Annotated in this window: 14 protein-coding genes; 7 read left to right on the top strand and 7 right to left on the bottom strand. The window is 44.5% G+C overall.

Annotated features, from left to right (window positions below; translation table 11 throughout):
* Positions 1 to 241: 241 nt before the first annotated feature.
* Positions 242 to 661 carry a VOC family protein gene (locus IQR33_RS23305; protein ID WP_193837808.1) on the top strand — a complete coding sequence of 140 codons (420 nt, stop codon included), beginning with the start codon at positions 242 to 244 and terminating at the stop codon, positions 659 to 661.
* Positions 662 to 738: 77 nt separating this feature from the next.
* Here IQR33_RS23305 and IQR33_RS23310 read toward each other — a convergent pair whose 3' ends face one another.
* Complete coding sequence (locus IQR33_RS23310; RefSeq protein ID WP_017634523.1) at positions 739 to 1,278, bottom strand: CAP domain-containing protein; 540 nt, start codon at positions 1,276 to 1,278, stop codon at positions 739 to 741.
* Positions 1,279 to 1,405: 127 nt separating this feature from the next.
* Positions 1,406 to 2,362 (bottom strand): LysR family transcriptional regulator, encoded by a 957-nt coding sequence (locus tag IQR33_RS23315; protein ID WP_017634524.1) that lies wholly within the window; start codon positions 2,360 to 2,362, stop codon positions 1,406 to 1,408.
* 126 nt (positions 2,363 to 2,488) lie between these two features.
* Here IQR33_RS23315 and IQR33_RS23320 point away from each other — a divergent pair, with 126 nt between their 5' ends.
* From IQR33_RS23320 to IQR33_RS23330, 3 genes are all read left to right on the top strand, one after another.
* The gene (locus tag IQR33_RS23320) at positions 2,489 to 3,175 is read left to right on the top strand and encodes a DJ-1/PfpI family protein (RefSeq protein ID WP_005383525.1); all 687 of its coding nucleotides are present in this window, start codon (positions 2,489 to 2,491) and stop codon (positions 3,173 to 3,175) included.
* 120 nt (positions 3,176 to 3,295) lie between these two features.
* Positions 3,296 to 3,826, top strand: coding sequence for a sigma-70 family RNA polymerase sigma factor (locus tag IQR33_RS23325; protein WP_255209459.1), 531 nt, complete (start codon positions 3,296 to 3,298; stop codon positions 3,824 to 3,826).
* Positions 3,827 to 3,992: 166 nt separating this feature from the next.
* Positions 3,993 to 4,688 (top strand): VC0807 family protein, encoded by a 696-nt coding sequence (locus IQR33_RS23330; protein WP_005383527.1) that lies wholly within the window; start codon positions 3,993 to 3,995, stop codon positions 4,686 to 4,688.
* 73 nt (positions 4,689 to 4,761) lie between these two features.
* Here the strand turns inward: IQR33_RS23330 and IQR33_RS23335 are convergent, their stop codons facing one another.
* A complete protein-coding gene (locus IQR33_RS23335; RefSeq protein ID WP_017634525.1) occupies positions 4,762 to 5,754 on the bottom strand; it encodes a zinc-dependent alcohol dehydrogenase family protein in 993 nt (330 codons plus the stop codon).
* An 88-nt stretch (positions 5,755 to 5,842) separates the two neighbouring features.
* Positions 5,843 to 6,658 (bottom strand): AraC family transcriptional regulator, encoded by an 816-nt coding sequence (locus tag IQR33_RS23340; RefSeq protein WP_193837846.1) that lies wholly within the window; start codon positions 6,656 to 6,658, stop codon positions 5,843 to 5,845.
* Between the two features lie 111 nt (positions 6,659 to 6,769).
* On the opposite strand from IQR33_RS23340, the gene IQR33_RS23345 reads away from it, so the two are divergent.
* A complete protein-coding gene (locus IQR33_RS23345; RefSeq protein WP_053307998.1) occupies positions 6,770 to 7,462 on the top strand; it encodes an MOSC domain-containing protein in 693 nt (230 codons plus the stop codon).
* Positions 7,463 to 7,527: 65 nt separating this feature from the next.
* Here IQR33_RS23345 and IQR33_RS23350 read toward each other — a convergent pair whose 3' ends face one another.
* Complete coding sequence (locus IQR33_RS23350) at positions 7,528 to 8,766, bottom strand: DEAD/DEAH box helicase (protein ID WP_193837809.1); 1,239 nt, start codon at positions 8,764 to 8,766, stop codon at positions 7,528 to 7,530.
* Between the two features lie 265 nt (positions 8,767 to 9,031).
* Positions 9,032 to 10,033, bottom strand: coding sequence for an arginine deiminase-related protein (locus IQR33_RS23355; protein ID WP_005374598.1), 1,002 nt, complete (start codon positions 10,031 to 10,033; stop codon positions 9,032 to 9,034).
* Between the two features lie 404 nt (positions 10,034 to 10,437).
* Here IQR33_RS23355 and IQR33_RS23360 point away from each other — a divergent pair, with 404 nt between their 5' ends.
* Positions 10,438 to 12,288, top strand: a complete 1,851-nt coding sequence (locus tag IQR33_RS23360; protein ID WP_005374597.1) for an ABC transporter ATP-binding protein — start codon at positions 10,438 to 10,440, stop codon at positions 12,286 to 12,288.
* Between the two features lie 591 nt (positions 12,289 to 12,879).
* On the top strand, positions 12,880 to 13,587 hold the full coding sequence (locus IQR33_RS23365; RefSeq protein WP_005383549.1) for a DUF445 domain-containing protein: 708 nt from the start codon (positions 12,880 to 12,882) through the stop codon (positions 13,585 to 13,587).
* Between the two features lie 103 nt (positions 13,588 to 13,690).
* Here IQR33_RS23365 and IQR33_RS23370 read toward each other — a convergent pair whose 3' ends face one another.
* Positions 13,691 to 14,167 (bottom strand): Lrp/AsnC family transcriptional regulator, encoded by a 477-nt coding sequence (locus IQR33_RS23370; protein WP_005374595.1) that lies wholly within the window; start codon positions 14,165 to 14,167, stop codon positions 13,691 to 13,693.
* Positions 14,168 to 14,330: the final 163 nt, after the last annotated feature.

The following is a 14,330-nucleotide window of genomic DNA, read 5'->3' on the forward strand; positions in this document are numbered from 1 at the left end:
TACTCACCAAAAACTCGATCGAAAATGATTAGCAAGAACACGAACAAACAAAAGGTGAAACAAGGTTGCAAGCCCCTAACCCAGCTCTCAGATTCAAAGCACCAAACCCACCGAATCTCTCAATGTATCCAGATCCAAAGATATCAACCCTAAAAAATTTTAAAAAAGCCCTTTACCTCAACTTTACTTGAGGTTTTAGCATATTCATCGTTGGCTAGAAAATGACAAAAAGGAGCACATCATGATCCAACTAGAACATATTAACTTAGTCGTGAAAGATATCCCTGAAATGCTGAAGTTTTACCAAACTGCATTTCCACATTGGTACGTGCGTGATGAAGGTAAAGGCGAATGGAATGGCAAGCCAAGAAACTGGCTACATTTTGGCGACGAGTATCAATACATAGCCATGAGTGACCATGGCGAAGGAGAAAACCGCGAGTTGAGCGGGCACCAAGTTGGGCTAGCGCATTTTGCTTATGTGACCAACAACGTCGATGCAATCATCAAAAGACTAACCGATGCAGGTTATCCGATTGCCCAACCTGGTGCTGATGAACCATACCGCAAAAATGTGTATTTTGTTGACCCTGCCGGTTTTGAGATTGAATTTGTTGAATACCTGGCGGATGACCCAAAACTTCGTAACCTGACAAGCTAAAAGAGATGTAAATAATAAAACGCCAGCAGATAGTGACTGCTGGCGTTTTATTTTATCTATCAGGCTTCTTTATCGCATTAGCGCTGTTTGGCAAAAACCTGAGTCCAGTAATATCCGTAGCGTGCAGAGTGATTTTCGACAAGCGACGCGCCCATCTGATCAAAATCCGCACTCATGATATTAAGGCAGTGACCTTCACTCGATAACCAAGCATTAATGACGGCGTTAATGCTGCTTTGCCCTACGGCGACATTCTCACCAATGGCGCTCCAAGCATAACCCGTTGCGTTAACTCGATCTGACATTTTGCTGCCATCAGAGCCTGTGTGGCTCATGAAATCGCTGTTCGCCATATCGCTTGAATGTCGATAAGCGGCGCTTTCCAAATCGTAGCTCCAAGTCAGGGCCCCAACAGGTGGCATGGTGGTTGCGCCACACTGTTGTGTAGTAGAGCGGGCGCTGTTGACCGCTGCAAGCATCTGCTCGGCAAATGTGCCTTGTGACGATGTGGAACCTGTGTTTTGTGAGCCGCTTTCTGCTGGGGCTGACGACTCCCCATCGCCGCCACATGCGCTGAGAAGTAGGGCCAAAGCAGGCACTAAGATCTTAGTTGGCATTGTCTTTCCTTTATGAGTGACGAAGAGCAAACTGCGCTTTTCGATAATAACGCCCAATAAACTAACAAAAACCAATAAAAGCACCATATAGCTTAGGGGTTTTTAACCAAAGACTCACATGAAGTTTTCAATCACCTTGGTTCGGTCGATAAATCGGCAACGTTTCAGCCCAAGTATGGAATGGCGTTTCATCCATATCCTGTATTGATTGAGTGATAAAATCGATGAACACCCTAACTCGTGCAGGCACATATTCCCGGTTGGCATAGAGAAGATACACGCCATTTCCTGCTTGGCGCATGCTCGGAAATATCGGCACTAAACGCCCCGCTTTAAGCCAGTCCCTCGCGATAAAATGAGGGATCTGAGTCAATCCTAAGCCTTCTGCGCAAAGCTCTGCCATAGATTCACCGTCATTTACAATGTAGTTTCTTTCGGGGTCATATTCACTCGCACCGTCTGGTTCTGGCATCCGAATCGGCAACAGTTTCCCCGTTTGTTTAAAACGAAAACGAACCCAAGAATGGTCATTGAATACATCCGGGCCACTCGGAACACCATGGCGCGCTAAGTAATCCTGACTGGCACAAATGATAAAATCGATAGGGCTCAGCTGACGCACAATCAGTTGACTATCGTGAACGACACCAGAGCGAATCGACACATCAATACCTTGCTCAATAATATCAACGTAGGCGTCATCGTAATGAATATCGATAGTGATGTTAGGGTAGCGGCGACAAAACTCTTTTAATAAAGGACGAATATAGAGGCGACCGTACGAGACTGGCACATTAATCTTAAGCTGCCCTGAAAGCGCATCATTGTGACTTTTTAATGAATCCTCACATGCCGCCAGCTCCTCCAGTACAAACCTAGCAGTATTTGCGTACCTACGACCAGCTTCTGTCAGGCGGCTCTGTCGCGTAGAACGTTGAAAAAGCTGTATACCCAAATCGCTTTCAAGACGATGTATGGCTTTACTCACGGTCGAAGGGTCAGTGCCATACACTTTGGCAGCCGCAGCAAAACTACCGCCATCTAAAGTGGCAATAAAAAATCGTAGGGACCGTATCTTATCCATATAACCAATGAACTCTATTCATGAATTTTATTCACTTTAGTAAAGACCAAGTGGCTCTTCAATCACTAATTAGCCTAAATATAATGAACCTCAATAACTTGATGCTCTGTTAGCGAGGAAAAAACCATGGGTAAAAACGGATTGAAGAATGCACTACAACTATTGATAGCGACACTAGTCCTATTCTTTGGGATGCTTCAAACAGCACATGCCGCAGATAAACGAATTGGTATTCTGGTTTACGATGGCGTACTGACCTCTGATGTTACTGCGCCTTTAGAGGTTTTTGGCGTCGCAAGTCGTCTCACTTGGTTTAGTGATTATGACGTGCTCACCATTTCCGTCTCAGATCAGAAAACCATCACCACTGAAGAAGGATTAAAAATTGGTGTGGATGCTTGGATTGGTGATCTGCCGGAACTCGACGTATTGGTTTTAACATCCAGCTATGACATGGATGCACTAATCGAAAATAAAGATCTCATTCACTTTATTAAAACTACCTCAAAGGCGGCAGATTGGATGGCAAGTAATTGCTCTGGCGCGTATTTGTTAGCCGAAGCTGGCCTTTTAAACGGCAAAAAAGCAACAACTTGGGCCGGAGGTGAAAACGGCTTTCAAAGAGATTACCCAGCAGTCAAAGTACAAGTCGACCAGAATTTTGTCATTGATGATGGCGTTATCACTTCGAACGGTAGCCTAGTTAGCTATCAAGCTGCTCTTAAGCTACTTCACCTTATGACTTCAGAGTCTAAAGCTCAGGAAGTCGCAGATGCCATCCAGTACTCACGCTTTTCCAACCAACCATTTTAAGCGTGTAAGAAAGAAATCAGAGTCACCCTTCGATATTTGGAAGGTTAACTCTTCGAATTTGTCTTCCTAATCGAACAACCCTTTTTATCACTGTAAAAGCGATAAAAAGGGTTGTCGTTCATCTGGCAGACACAACGTGCTCTCCAAACTTTTTATCTTAATGCTATGGAAAAACATAAACGTTACGAAGCACTGACGAAAGATCGATACCAAGAGATTTACCGTCTCGCGTATTGGTTATGCAAAGATCACCACCTTGCTCAAGATTTAGCGCAAGAAACCTTTCTGAAAGCGTGGCGATTCTTTGATAAATTAAATGACCCCAACGCCGCGAAGTCTTGGCTCATTACTATTTTGCGTCGTGAGAATGCTCGGCGCTTTGATAGAAAACAGTACGATTTTGTCGACATTGATGAGTGTGCAATACAGACAAAAACCTACCCTGGCAGTGACTACGACATGGCCCAAGATTGGCTTCAAAAACAAATGATGATTCTCGAACCCAAATACCGAGAGCCGTTGCTCTTGAGCTTAGTGGCTGGGTTGAATCATGATGAAATTGCCCAAGCCTTGAGGCTCAACCACAACACAGTGGCGACTCGATTATTCAGAGCGCGTAATCAGATCATCGCACAGAAGGAGAGTCATTAAGACACAAAAAGTAGTCAATCATGTAAACTAACTGGCTATGCTCCGGTCTATTTCATAAGTCGTTACACAACTCGACGCTTTAACGCTTTACATCAAGCGCGACTAGATGAACACTTCTTGTCAAAGTACAATAACAGCCGACATAGAGTAGAGTCAGTAAAACATTATGAGTAACACGACGGCGAAAAAGCCGAATCCCTTATTTGAAATCCTTTTCAACGTATTTATCCCTTCCTTCATTTTGATGAAGTTTAGTGGCGATGAGCATCTAGGGACAGCAATGGCGCTGGTTGTCGCTTTGCTATTTCCTATCATTTATGGCGGTATGGACCTTGTCCGTAACAAGAAATTTAACTTTATTTCTGCTCTGGGCTTTATCAGTGTTCTACTAACTGGTGGCATCGGCTTGTTAGAGCTTGATACACGCTGGTTAGCACTAAAAGAAGCCCTGATTCCTGGCCTGATCGGTTTAGCGGTTTTGGGTTCAACGTTTACCCGCTACCCGCTGATGCAGAAGTTAGTACTGAATGACACTGTGTTGAACCTCGCGTTGATTAACCAACGTTTAAAAGAAAATGGTAAAACCGATGCGTTCGAACGTTGCCTTATGTCTTCTAACTACCTGTTTGCAAGTACTTTTGCGTTCTCATCTGCAATGAACTACTTCCTTGCGACTTGGATTGTGACTAGCCCTTCTGGTACTGCTGCCTTTAACGAAGAGTTAGGAAAAATGACGCTGTACAGTTACCCAATGATTGCCATCCCAAGTATGTTGATGATGTTCGGTATTTTTTATTACATTTGGCGTCAAGTACGTGCGATGACATCGCTCGAAACAGAGCAAATCTTCCATCTAAAATAGCCCTATCATTACAAATAAACCCATAAAAAAGGGAGGATTTTATCCTCCCTTTTCTCAACAGGCCCACTGTAATTCACAGCGTCAAAATGATTTTTCCTGACACTGCTGACGAGCGTCGCTCAACCATTTCAATCGCTGTTTGAAAGTCCTCTAACGACAGATCATATGCAACGTTTAACTTTATGTCGCTGCTAATAAAGTGTTCTAACATTTCAGCGAACACCGTCTTTCTCCCGCCTTTACCTACCGATTCTTCCCAATACCGCAAAAAGAATGTACTAAAGTCGATGTTGTTGGCCTTCATCGATTCAAAAAACTCAGGCGTATAAGGCGTTAACGACAATGTTCCGTAGTTGATGTATTGGCCGTTTTCTTTCAAGGTACGAATGAGATCCGTACCAGCCTCACCACCTATCGCGTCCAGAGCGACCGTTGGTTGTGGCAGTTGGCGCGTTTGCAGCTGCGCTTGTAAGTCTTTCTTCGCGTCCAACACTGGAATAGTATCGTACGGATACTCGTCTCGCTTTGAGGTCACAGCAATCAGTGCAAAACCCAGTGAATGGGCGAGCTGGGCAAATATCTTACCGATCGCTGACCCTGCTGCATTGATGATCACCACATCGTCTTTGTTCAACTTAGCTACTTTAGTGGTGATCACCCACGCGGTTAACGCGTTGATGTACAACTGACAGGCATAGCCGTTCTCCAAACTCTCAGGTAGCGGAAAAAGATTCTCAGGCGAGGCATCTATGTAGTATTGCCAAGTACCACTCATCGCCACCAACACCTTTTGCCCAACTTGAAGGTCAGTTTGACCAACTGCACTGACTTCCACCACACGCCCAACCGCTTCAAATCCCGGCACGCGAGGTGGTACGTGAACGCGGCAGTATTGCCCAACACCATGAATGGAAAGCAAGTCACTTGGGTTAATATTGGTGGCTTCCAGTCGCACCCGAACCTTGCCCTGAGCAAGCGGTTTGAGGGGCTCTTTTTCCAACGACAGCGACGTTTTGGGTTGACCAAAACAGAATTGATTCACTCGAGTATTTATCGTTGGTGCCATTGTTATTCATACCATGTAATTGAAATTCAAAAAGGAAGTTTCGCGACTTCTACTCAAAAGCATTAAGTGAAGTCGAAGCTCTGTATTTCTACCTGCGCGATGCGCCGTTCACTCTAAACTGTTGTGGCGTCATATCAAAATAGGCTTTAAATGCTTTGATGTAGGATGAGTCATTTTGATAACCCACTAGGTCTGCAATGGCTTGGATTGGCAACGATTCATCTAACAAAGAAAGCGAGTAAATTAGCCGAATTTGTTGCCGCCAAAGTAGAAATGAAGTGTTGAATTCCTTGGCGAACAGCCGTGATAAAGTACGCTCAGACGCCCCAATTTTCTCCCCCCACTCTTTTAGCGAACAGCTCAACGCGGGCTCGTCGGTCAACTGCTCGAAAATCAGTTTTAGTCGTCTGTCTTGTGGCAGCAATAACTGAAATGTCTGCACGTTGCGTTTCAAAATTTGATCATGCAGCACCGCCAGTAAATGCAACACTTCTTCGTGGCTTGTCTCACCTTCACACAGTCTGCGGATCTCTTGTAAAAGCTCATTTAAAAACGACGTTAAAGCAATGGTTCTCACTTGTGGCTCGTACGTCGCACCAAACTCAGGGTTGAGGTAAATGCCAACAAATATCGTATTGCTTAGAGCAATCGACTCGTGTTGAACACCCGCAGGAACAAATAACGCAGAGGTGTGCGGAACCAAGTGCTGATAATGCTCCGTTTGTGTTTGCAATAACCCTTTGATAGGAAAGATGATTTGATGCCAAGTGTGTTGATGCAGCGCATCAATGTAACCTTTTGGCATGTCGATGGTTTTCACTAAAACAGGAGAATGGGGATTCGCGGCCATCATCTCATTGGAGGTGACGACGCCTGACTTCGAATCAATTTGGCGAGTTAGCATTGTTAGTTGTCTTTTCATCCCTACACCGACACAAGTTTACTAGGCTATCATGCTCCGCATCGCGAATGAAGGTAAACACTTTATCTCTCATTCAAATAATAAGGAGGTTATATGAAGAAAATCGGCGTCGTAAAAGCTGTGCTAGCAGGGAAAACCGTCCCTTATGCTCATGGAGCGCAAAGCGCAATCAACAAACAAGTGCTACCTGAGCGCCAGCACGCAACAGAGCTTGGTTTTACCAGTGATGAGCAAGGTGATCCGCGCTTTCATGGTGGCATTCAAAAAGCGCTTCATATTTACCCAAGCGAGCACTACCCAATCTGGCAACAAGAATTAGGCAAAAGACCAATTTTCCAATCCGCCGGCGGCTTTGGCGAAAACATCAGCTCCGAAGGCGTCACCGAATCCACGATTTGCTTGAAAGATAAAATTCGCATCGGCTCAACACTACTGGAAGTGTCGCAAGGTCGCATGCCTTGTTGGAAACTTAACGTACGTTTTGACCAACACGACATGGCGAGAAGACTGCAAGATACGCTTCGAACAGGCTGGTATTTCCGAGTGTTGGAAGAAGGCGATATCGGTGCAGGTGACGAGATTATTCTGTGCGAAAGACCTTATCCAGAATGGCCACTGGCTCGCATCATGGGCGCGGTTTTCACTGGCTGTTTAGATAGAAAAGAACTCACTAAGCTGTCTGAGCTGCCGTTAGTCGAGTCTTGGGGCAAGTTGGTCGAGCGCCGCCTAGAAACTGGCGAAGTTGAAGATTGGGAAATGCGCTTGGTTGGCCCAACTGTGGGTTAACACCCCAAAGTAAAATTTAAGCCACGCTCTGAACCGACTATGCCGTCAGAGCGTGTTTTTTTGGTTTACTTCGCACTCGGGGCTGGGCGTTTCGACTTACCTTGGAACTGCTTAATGCTCTTCTTAGCATTAGTTCGGCGGTTGGCTTTTTTATCGCGTGGCGCGCGTTTGCTCTCGCCAGTTGATGGCTTATCCGTTACTGGAAAACCAACCAGATCTTGCACTGGCAATGCACGTTGAGTCAGGTGACGAATCGCGTTTAGTGCGTCCATTTCACCATGACATACCAATGACATCGCCACACCTTGTTCGCCTGCGCGAGCGGTACGTCCTACTCGGTGAACATAAGTTTCTGCATGCATTGGCAGTTCAAAGTTGATCACTACAGGTAATTGCTCAATGTGAATGCCGCGCGCTAGTAGATCGGTGGCAATCAACACCTGAATTTGCCCAGATTTAAACTGCGCCAGTGCTTCTTCTCGCTCATCTTGACTCTTATTGCCATGCAGCGCATTGGTTGAGATGCCCGCTTTATTCAGCTTCTTCGCTAAGCCATCGGCGTTCTCTTTCGCACCAATAAAGACTAATGCCTGAGCCCACGCGTTTTTTTGAATCAGTTCAATCAATGCCTTGGTTTTACTGCCTTTGTTGACGAGGTACAGCGTTTCAGCAATATCTTGGTTGGTGCTATTTTCTTGATGCGCTGCAACTTGCTTTGGTGCCTGCATAAGCAGCTTCGCTTTATCCTTCAACTCATCTGAAAACGTTGCCGAGAACATCGCGGTTTGACGCTGATTGAAGGTTTGCATCGAAATCTTTTGTACGTCAGGCCAAAAGCCCATATCCAACAAACGATCCGCTTCATCCAATACTAGATAATGAACATTGCTCAAATCCAGGCCATTGTTTGCTAGGTCAACCAAACGACCTGTCGTCGCGACAAGGATATGAGGATTTGTCGCTAGCGCCTGCTGTTGTTGCTCTTTATCAACGCCGCCACACAAGCACACTGTTTTAATACCAATAACTTGACCAACTTGGTTAACTGCTTCACTCACTTGCATTGCCAGCTCACGCGTTGGCACAAGAATCAGGGCTTTTTGCTGAGGATTTATATTGAGCTTTTCTAACAACGGCAAACCATAAGCAAGGGTTTTGCCGCTGCCTGTATTTGCCAATGCCAACACATCTTTGCCTGCTAACAGTTCAGGAATCGTTAACGCTTGAATATCAGTCGGCTTATTGAAGTCTTTTGGCAGTGCGTGAATCAGCTCAGAACTCAATGAGAGAGTAGAAAATGGCATTAACGAAAACCTTGTACTTTGGGTTGAAGAAGCAATAAAAATAATGAAGATGCGGTAAAACGCAGGCGCGGACTTTACCACAATCTGCTAGGTGGACCATCCTATTTTAGGCGCTTAAACCAAGCGTCGCCTACGCAAATCGTCAGAAAACTAAAAAGCGCAAAAAAGCCGTTAGTCTGTACTGCCACAGAGCTAACGGCTAAAAACCCTTGAAGAGAACGCTTCATCAGCCTTTCACTGCGGCTGAAAAGAAATGTGCAGTTTATTAAAGCACAGCTTTACGATTCGGTAAGAACACTTCACCCAACATGCAACGAACCGAACCACCACCAATAGATTCTATGGTAGAAACGTCGAATGGCAGCAATTTACCGTGCGTCGCCAATTGGTTTCTTTGTGCTGGTGAGAATGCATCGTACGCCGATTGCGACATCGCAATCACCTTGTCGCCGTTGATCGTTTCCAGTTGCAGAATGTTACCGCAGAACTGGTTCATCTGATCAAGCGAAATTGAGATGACTTGCTTGTCTTTGGCGAGTGACTTCATTACAAAACGACGCTCAAATTCTGGGATCACTTCGTCACAAATCACGCAAAACTGTTCGCCAACCGCCATCATCACATTGGTGTGATAAATCGGCGCACCAGACGGCAAACGAGTTTGGAAAGAAATCACTCGTTCATAGCCAATACGATCGGCGTAATCTTCTAAAACCAGACGATCACAACGTTGTGAGAGTGCGGCATAGACCGTTTTATTTAGGTGGTCAAACACCATCACACCCGTGCTTTCTAAATACGCTTGCTCGTCAAGATATTCAGTTAGACTGCTGCGTCGATGAACTTCTCGCCCTGCTTGCGCTAGTGCTGCCACAAGCGCATCGGGACGTACTTCTTTTTGACGGTTTTCACAGGCCATTGGAAAGGTGTACAACGTGCCATCTGGCGTAGTGCTAAACCAATTGTTTGGAAATACCGCGTCTGGCGTCGCAACATCTGAAGTTGGATAATCAAACTCAACAACTTGAACGCCCTCTTGACGCAGCGTTGCAACCATACTCGCGAACTCGGCCATTACTCGACGTGAGACTTCTTCTTGGCTGAGTGACACTTTATGTTGGAACTCATTATCTTGTGCGGTTTCTTCATTAAAACGAAACTCTTTCGGTGGCACCATCACTACGCAGTTTGCGGTTTGGCGCTGAGCACTTTGCGTGCTTTCTTCTTTCCCATTAGCAAATTGGGTCACTGATTCGTGTAATAGCATCCAATATATTCCTTATCACTAGAATGAGGAGATTGTAAATTTATTGTTAACTTCAGTTTTGCTGTTTTGACAATTAATTTAATTGCACAAAAGTGTTTTTTGCTGCATTAAGTTTATTTTTCCCTAAATTTTATTGTCACTTTGCAGGTTTAAGATTTTATGGCACCGTGATGAACATGATAAGAATTCATCATAAGAATCAGAACCATAGACAATCACACTCATAACCAACTAGTTACATTTAAGACACAATCGGTTAGACTATTTTTTCGCCCCTCTCGTCAATCGGTCTGCTTTATCGAGGAGCAGGCAAGAAACTCTCATACACGCGGTTTCGTCCAAAGCAGCGTGAATCGATGGATTTAGCCACCCCAAATGGCACTGTTTTAACTTTAGGATGAGTTATGTTTAAACGATTTGAAGGCTTTACAGAGCCGTTCCCCAAATCTACACCGGATCAGCCTCCTTCAGGGATGTTCGCTTTTCTGCGTTATTACACTCGTGGTTATGAAAAGCCTTTGATCATCATGTCTTTGATGGCCACAATTGTGGCTGTTGTTGAGGTAATGTTGTTTGGCGCCATGGGACAACTGGTTGATTGGTTGTCTACCAGCAATCCAGAAACGTTCTTACAAGACAATAAATCGGATTTGATTTTCTACGGAGCCTTATTGCTGGTTGTCATGCCTATATTGGTGATCTTGTACTCGTTGCTCGTTCATCAAACGTTATTGGGCAACTACCCAATGTCTATCCGCTGGCTTGCACACCGGTATTTGCTCAATCAAAGCTTGAACTTCTATCAAGATGATTTTGCAGGTCGAGTCGCAACGAAAGTCATGCAAACCTCATTAGCTGTGCGCGAAACCGTAATGAAAGCTATGGATGTGTTTGTTTACGTTACGGTTTACTTTACCAGCATGATCATTATGTTAGCGACGGCAGACTGGCGTTTGATGATCCCAATGATCGTCTGGCTACTCGCTTACATCGCTATCCAAATCTATTTTGTCCCTAAGCTCAAAGACGTCGCTTCAGCGCAGGCCGATGCACGTTCGACAATGACAGGGCGTATCGTCGACAGTTATACCAATATTCAAACCGTCAAACTGTTTTCTCATAGCCAGCGCGAAACCCAATATGCCGAGCAAGGCATGAAAGGATTTTTAAATACGGTCTATCGTCAAATGCGCCTAGTGACCGGCTTCGACGTCGCTGTAGAGATCTCAAACTATATTTTGGTCTTTTCCGTTGCTGCTTTATCGATTTACCTGTGGTTGGATAGTGCCATCAGCGTTGGCGCGATTGCGATTGCTGTTAGTCTTGCATTGCGCGTAAACGGTATGTCGATGTGGATTATGTGGGAAGTTGGCGCCCTCTTTGAAAACATGGGAACCGTTGTCGATGGAATGAAAACGCTTTCTAAGCCTATTGATATTAAAGATAAACCAGGCGCAAAAGACTTGGTTGTCACTGAAGGAGGCATTCACTTTGATAACGTAAGCTTCCATTACGGCGAGAACAAAGGCGTAATTAGCCATCTCGATCTCAACATCAAACCAGGAGAGAAAGTAGGCTTGGTTGGGCGCTCCGGCGCCGGGAAATCGACTTTGGTGAACTTGTTACTTCGTTTCCACGATGTCGAAGACGGCAGCATTAAGATCGATGGACAGAACATCTCAGAAGTCACACAAGACTCTTTGCGTTCAAAGATCGGTATGGTGACCCAAGATACTTCTCTGCTACACCGTTCAATTCGTGACAATATTTTGTATGGCAATCCAGATGCGACAGAAGAAGATTTGCTGAAAGCCACTAAGCAAGCGCATGCCCATGAGTTTATCGAAACTCTGACCGACCCATTTGGTAATGTCGGATACGATGCGCAAGTTGGTGAACGTGGTGTGAAACTGTCTGGCGGCCAACGTCAGCGTATCGCAATATCTCGTGTGCTACTCAAAGACGCACCATTGCTGGTATTGGATGAAGCAACATCGGCTCTGGATTCAGAAGTCGAAGCGGCGATTCAGGAAAGCTTGAATGAATTAATGCAAGGGAAAACGGTTATTGCTATCGCTCACCGATTATCGACCATCGCACAAATGGATCGCCTCATCGTGCTAGATAAAGGCAGCATCGTTGAACAAGGTTCTCATCAAGAACTCATTGCGAATAACGGCATTTACGCCCAGCTTTGGGCGCATCAAACTGGCGGATTTATCGCTGAAGAACTAGACAATCAACACGCTTCTTAACGAGTGATAAGCTCAATAAAAACGGCGCTTTAAGCGCCGTTTTTTATTTTAATCCATGGCTAGACGCTCATATAGCCATTGTGGTTTCTCATATATGAAACACTCTCCATGATAAAGCTCACACTTTTTCTGCTAATATACCGCCTCGTTGCGTATCCATTGCAATGAACACAATACAGAGTATTGAGCCGTCTTCATTTGTCATTTCACTTTTTGAGAAACAGCTATACTCAATAGATGGCTTAGTTATTATATTAACAATAAGGTAATTAGCTTATGTGTAAATGTGGTTCAATGCAGATCGTACAACTCAAACCAAGTTGGGCTGACAAGCTATTTGGCTACTCAGAAAGATGGAAATGCCAACTTTGTTGTAAGATCTACCGCATCTAAAATTAAAAATAGAATCTTAGTTTTTCTAAGAAAAAGCAGTAGCCCGACAATGATTGTCGGGTTTTGTTTTTCCGTACATCCATTTTTATCCCTTCGCAACACGGTCACTCATCACGGCAAAACCTAGCATCTCAATGTGACTTAGGTATAGAATCAGGCCCACTTATTTATTCCGATATTCACATATAACTGGTCACTATGAACAAAAGTTTGCTAACGAATGTCCTCGCTATCGCTTTGATGGCTGGAGGTCATCAATTACAAAACGACTATCTTTGGTATGCAGGGCTGTTTGCGTTCTCAGGCGCCATCACCAACTGGCTTGCCATCCATATGCTGTTTGAGAAAGTGCCTGGATTATACGGTTCTGGCGTGATCCCCGCGCGATTTGAAGAGTTTAAACTGGCTATCAAAAACCTGATGATGGAACAGTTTTTTACTGAAGCGAACATTGACCGATTCTTGAATAAAGAAATGGCGGGCGGTGTGAACATCGATCTTCAACCAGTAATTGAGAAAGTAGATTTAAATCCAGCATTTGATTCCCTAGTGGAAGTAATTGAAGGCTCTCAGTTTGGTGGCATGCTAGCGATGTTTGGCGGCTCGGAAGCGCTACAACCCATGCGCCAACCTTTCGTCGAAAAGATGCAAGAATCCATCATTGAGTTGAGCAAGAGCGATAACATCAAAGAAGCACTGAAAGAGCAATTCGAATCTCCTGCAATGATGGATGAGATAAAGCAGAACATTGAAGGTATCATCGATCAACGTTTAAGCGAATTAACACCGGCATTAGTTAAAGAAATGGTGCAAAAGATGATCAAACAACACCTTGGCTGGCTAGTCGTTTGGGGCGGTGTTTTTGGTGGTTTAATTGGCGTTATCAGCACCTTTATCGGGGCATAATCGCTCACCGATTTATTAAAAAAGGAGCTTCGGCTCCTTTTTTAATCGAGAAAAAGTAATATACCAAGCCACGCTAAATAAGGAGGCTCAACACATGCCTCGCCTAACCAAGGAGCTCGGGATTAACACCAAATCCCGTTTTATGTTCTTCTATGACCACTTCACTACGAGTTTGAATCACGCCCGGAAGCGTGCCTAACTTACTCGACATAAACTCCTGATACGCTTTCATGCTCTTAACACGAACTTTTATCATGGTATCGAAATCTCCAGAGAGCGAGTAGCACTCTTCAATTTCAGGCATCAATTCCACCGCTTTCGCAAATTTTTCAAAAATAGAAAAACTGGTTTGGTCTAAACGAATATGGATGAATACTTGCACATCCAGCCCCAACTTTTCCGCATTCAACTCTGCATGGTAACCATTGATATACCCTTCTTTTTCTAGTCGCTTTACACGGTCAGAACATGGAGAAGTCGTTAAGTTAATCAGCTTTGCTAGTTCTACAACCGGAATTCTGCCTCTCGAATGAAGCACTCTCAAAATATGTAAATCAATCCGGTCCAATTGATAACTCATTAACCCACTTCCTTGTAACCACTTAGAAAGCATCACATTAATCGTTGCTCAAAAAATTGCAAACCATCAAATGCACAGCATGTGAAATTCAGCAGAGAATAACCAGAAAACAACGAAGGAGGGAAAGAGCTATGATTATTGCCGCTCACTTAGTAACCGTGAT

This window comes from Vibrio sp. OPT46 (genome assembly GCF_015163535.1).
In the GTDB taxonomy this organism is placed as follows: Bacteria; Pseudomonadota; Gammaproteobacteria; order Enterobacterales; family Vibrionaceae; genus Vibrio; species Vibrio alginolyticus.

What these genes read in the sequence shown, in the direction of transcription:
- IQR33_RS23305 (WP_193837808.1), top strand. Translation starts at nt 242, where the DNA reads ATGATCCAACTAGAACATATTAACTTAGTCGTGAAAGATATCCCTGAA.
- IQR33_RS23310 (WP_017634523.1), bottom strand. Translation starts at nt 1,278, where the DNA reads ATGCCAACTAAGATCTTAGTGCCTGCTTTGGCCCTACTTCTCAGCGCA.
- IQR33_RS23315 (WP_017634524.1), bottom strand. Translation starts at nt 2,362, where the DNA reads ATGGATAAGATACGGTCCCTACGATTTTTTATTGCCACTTTAGATGGC.
- IQR33_RS23320 (WP_005383525.1), top strand. Translation starts at nt 2,489, where the DNA reads ATGGGTAAAAACGGATTGAAGAATGCACTACAACTATTGATAGCGACA.
- IQR33_RS23330 (WP_005383527.1), top strand. Translation starts at nt 3,993, where the DNA reads ATGAGTAACACGACGGCGAAAAAGCCGAATCCCTTATTTGAAATCCTT.
- IQR33_RS23335 (WP_017634525.1), bottom strand. Translation starts at nt 5,754, where the DNA reads ATGGCACCAACGATAAATACTCGAGTGAATCAATTCTGTTTTGGTCAA.
- IQR33_RS23340 (WP_193837846.1), bottom strand. Translation starts at nt 6,658, where the DNA reads ATGCTAACTCGCCAAATTGATTCGAAGTCAGGCGTCGTCACCTCCAAT.
- IQR33_RS23345 (WP_053307998.1), top strand. Translation starts at nt 6,770, where the DNA reads ATGAAGAAAATCGGCGTCGTAAAAGCTGTGCTAGCAGGGAAAACCGTC.
- IQR33_RS23350 (WP_193837809.1), bottom strand. Translation starts at nt 8,766, where the DNA reads ATGCCATTTTCTACTCTCTCATTGAGTTCTGAGCTGATTCACGCACTG.
- IQR33_RS23355 (WP_005374598.1), bottom strand. Translation starts at nt 10,033, where the DNA reads ATGCTATTACACGAATCAGTGACCCAATTTGCTAATGGGAAAGAAGAA.
- IQR33_RS23360 (WP_005374597.1), top strand. Translation starts at nt 10,438, where the DNA reads ATGTTTAAACGATTTGAAGGCTTTACAGAGCCGTTCCCCAAATCTACA.
- IQR33_RS23365 (WP_005383549.1), top strand. Translation starts at nt 12,880, where the DNA reads ATGAACAAAAGTTTGCTAACGAATGTCCTCGCTATCGCTTTGATGGCT.
- IQR33_RS23370 (WP_005374595.1), bottom strand. Translation starts at nt 14,167, where the DNA reads ATGAGTTATCAATTGGACCGGATTGATTTACATATTTTGAGAGTGCTT.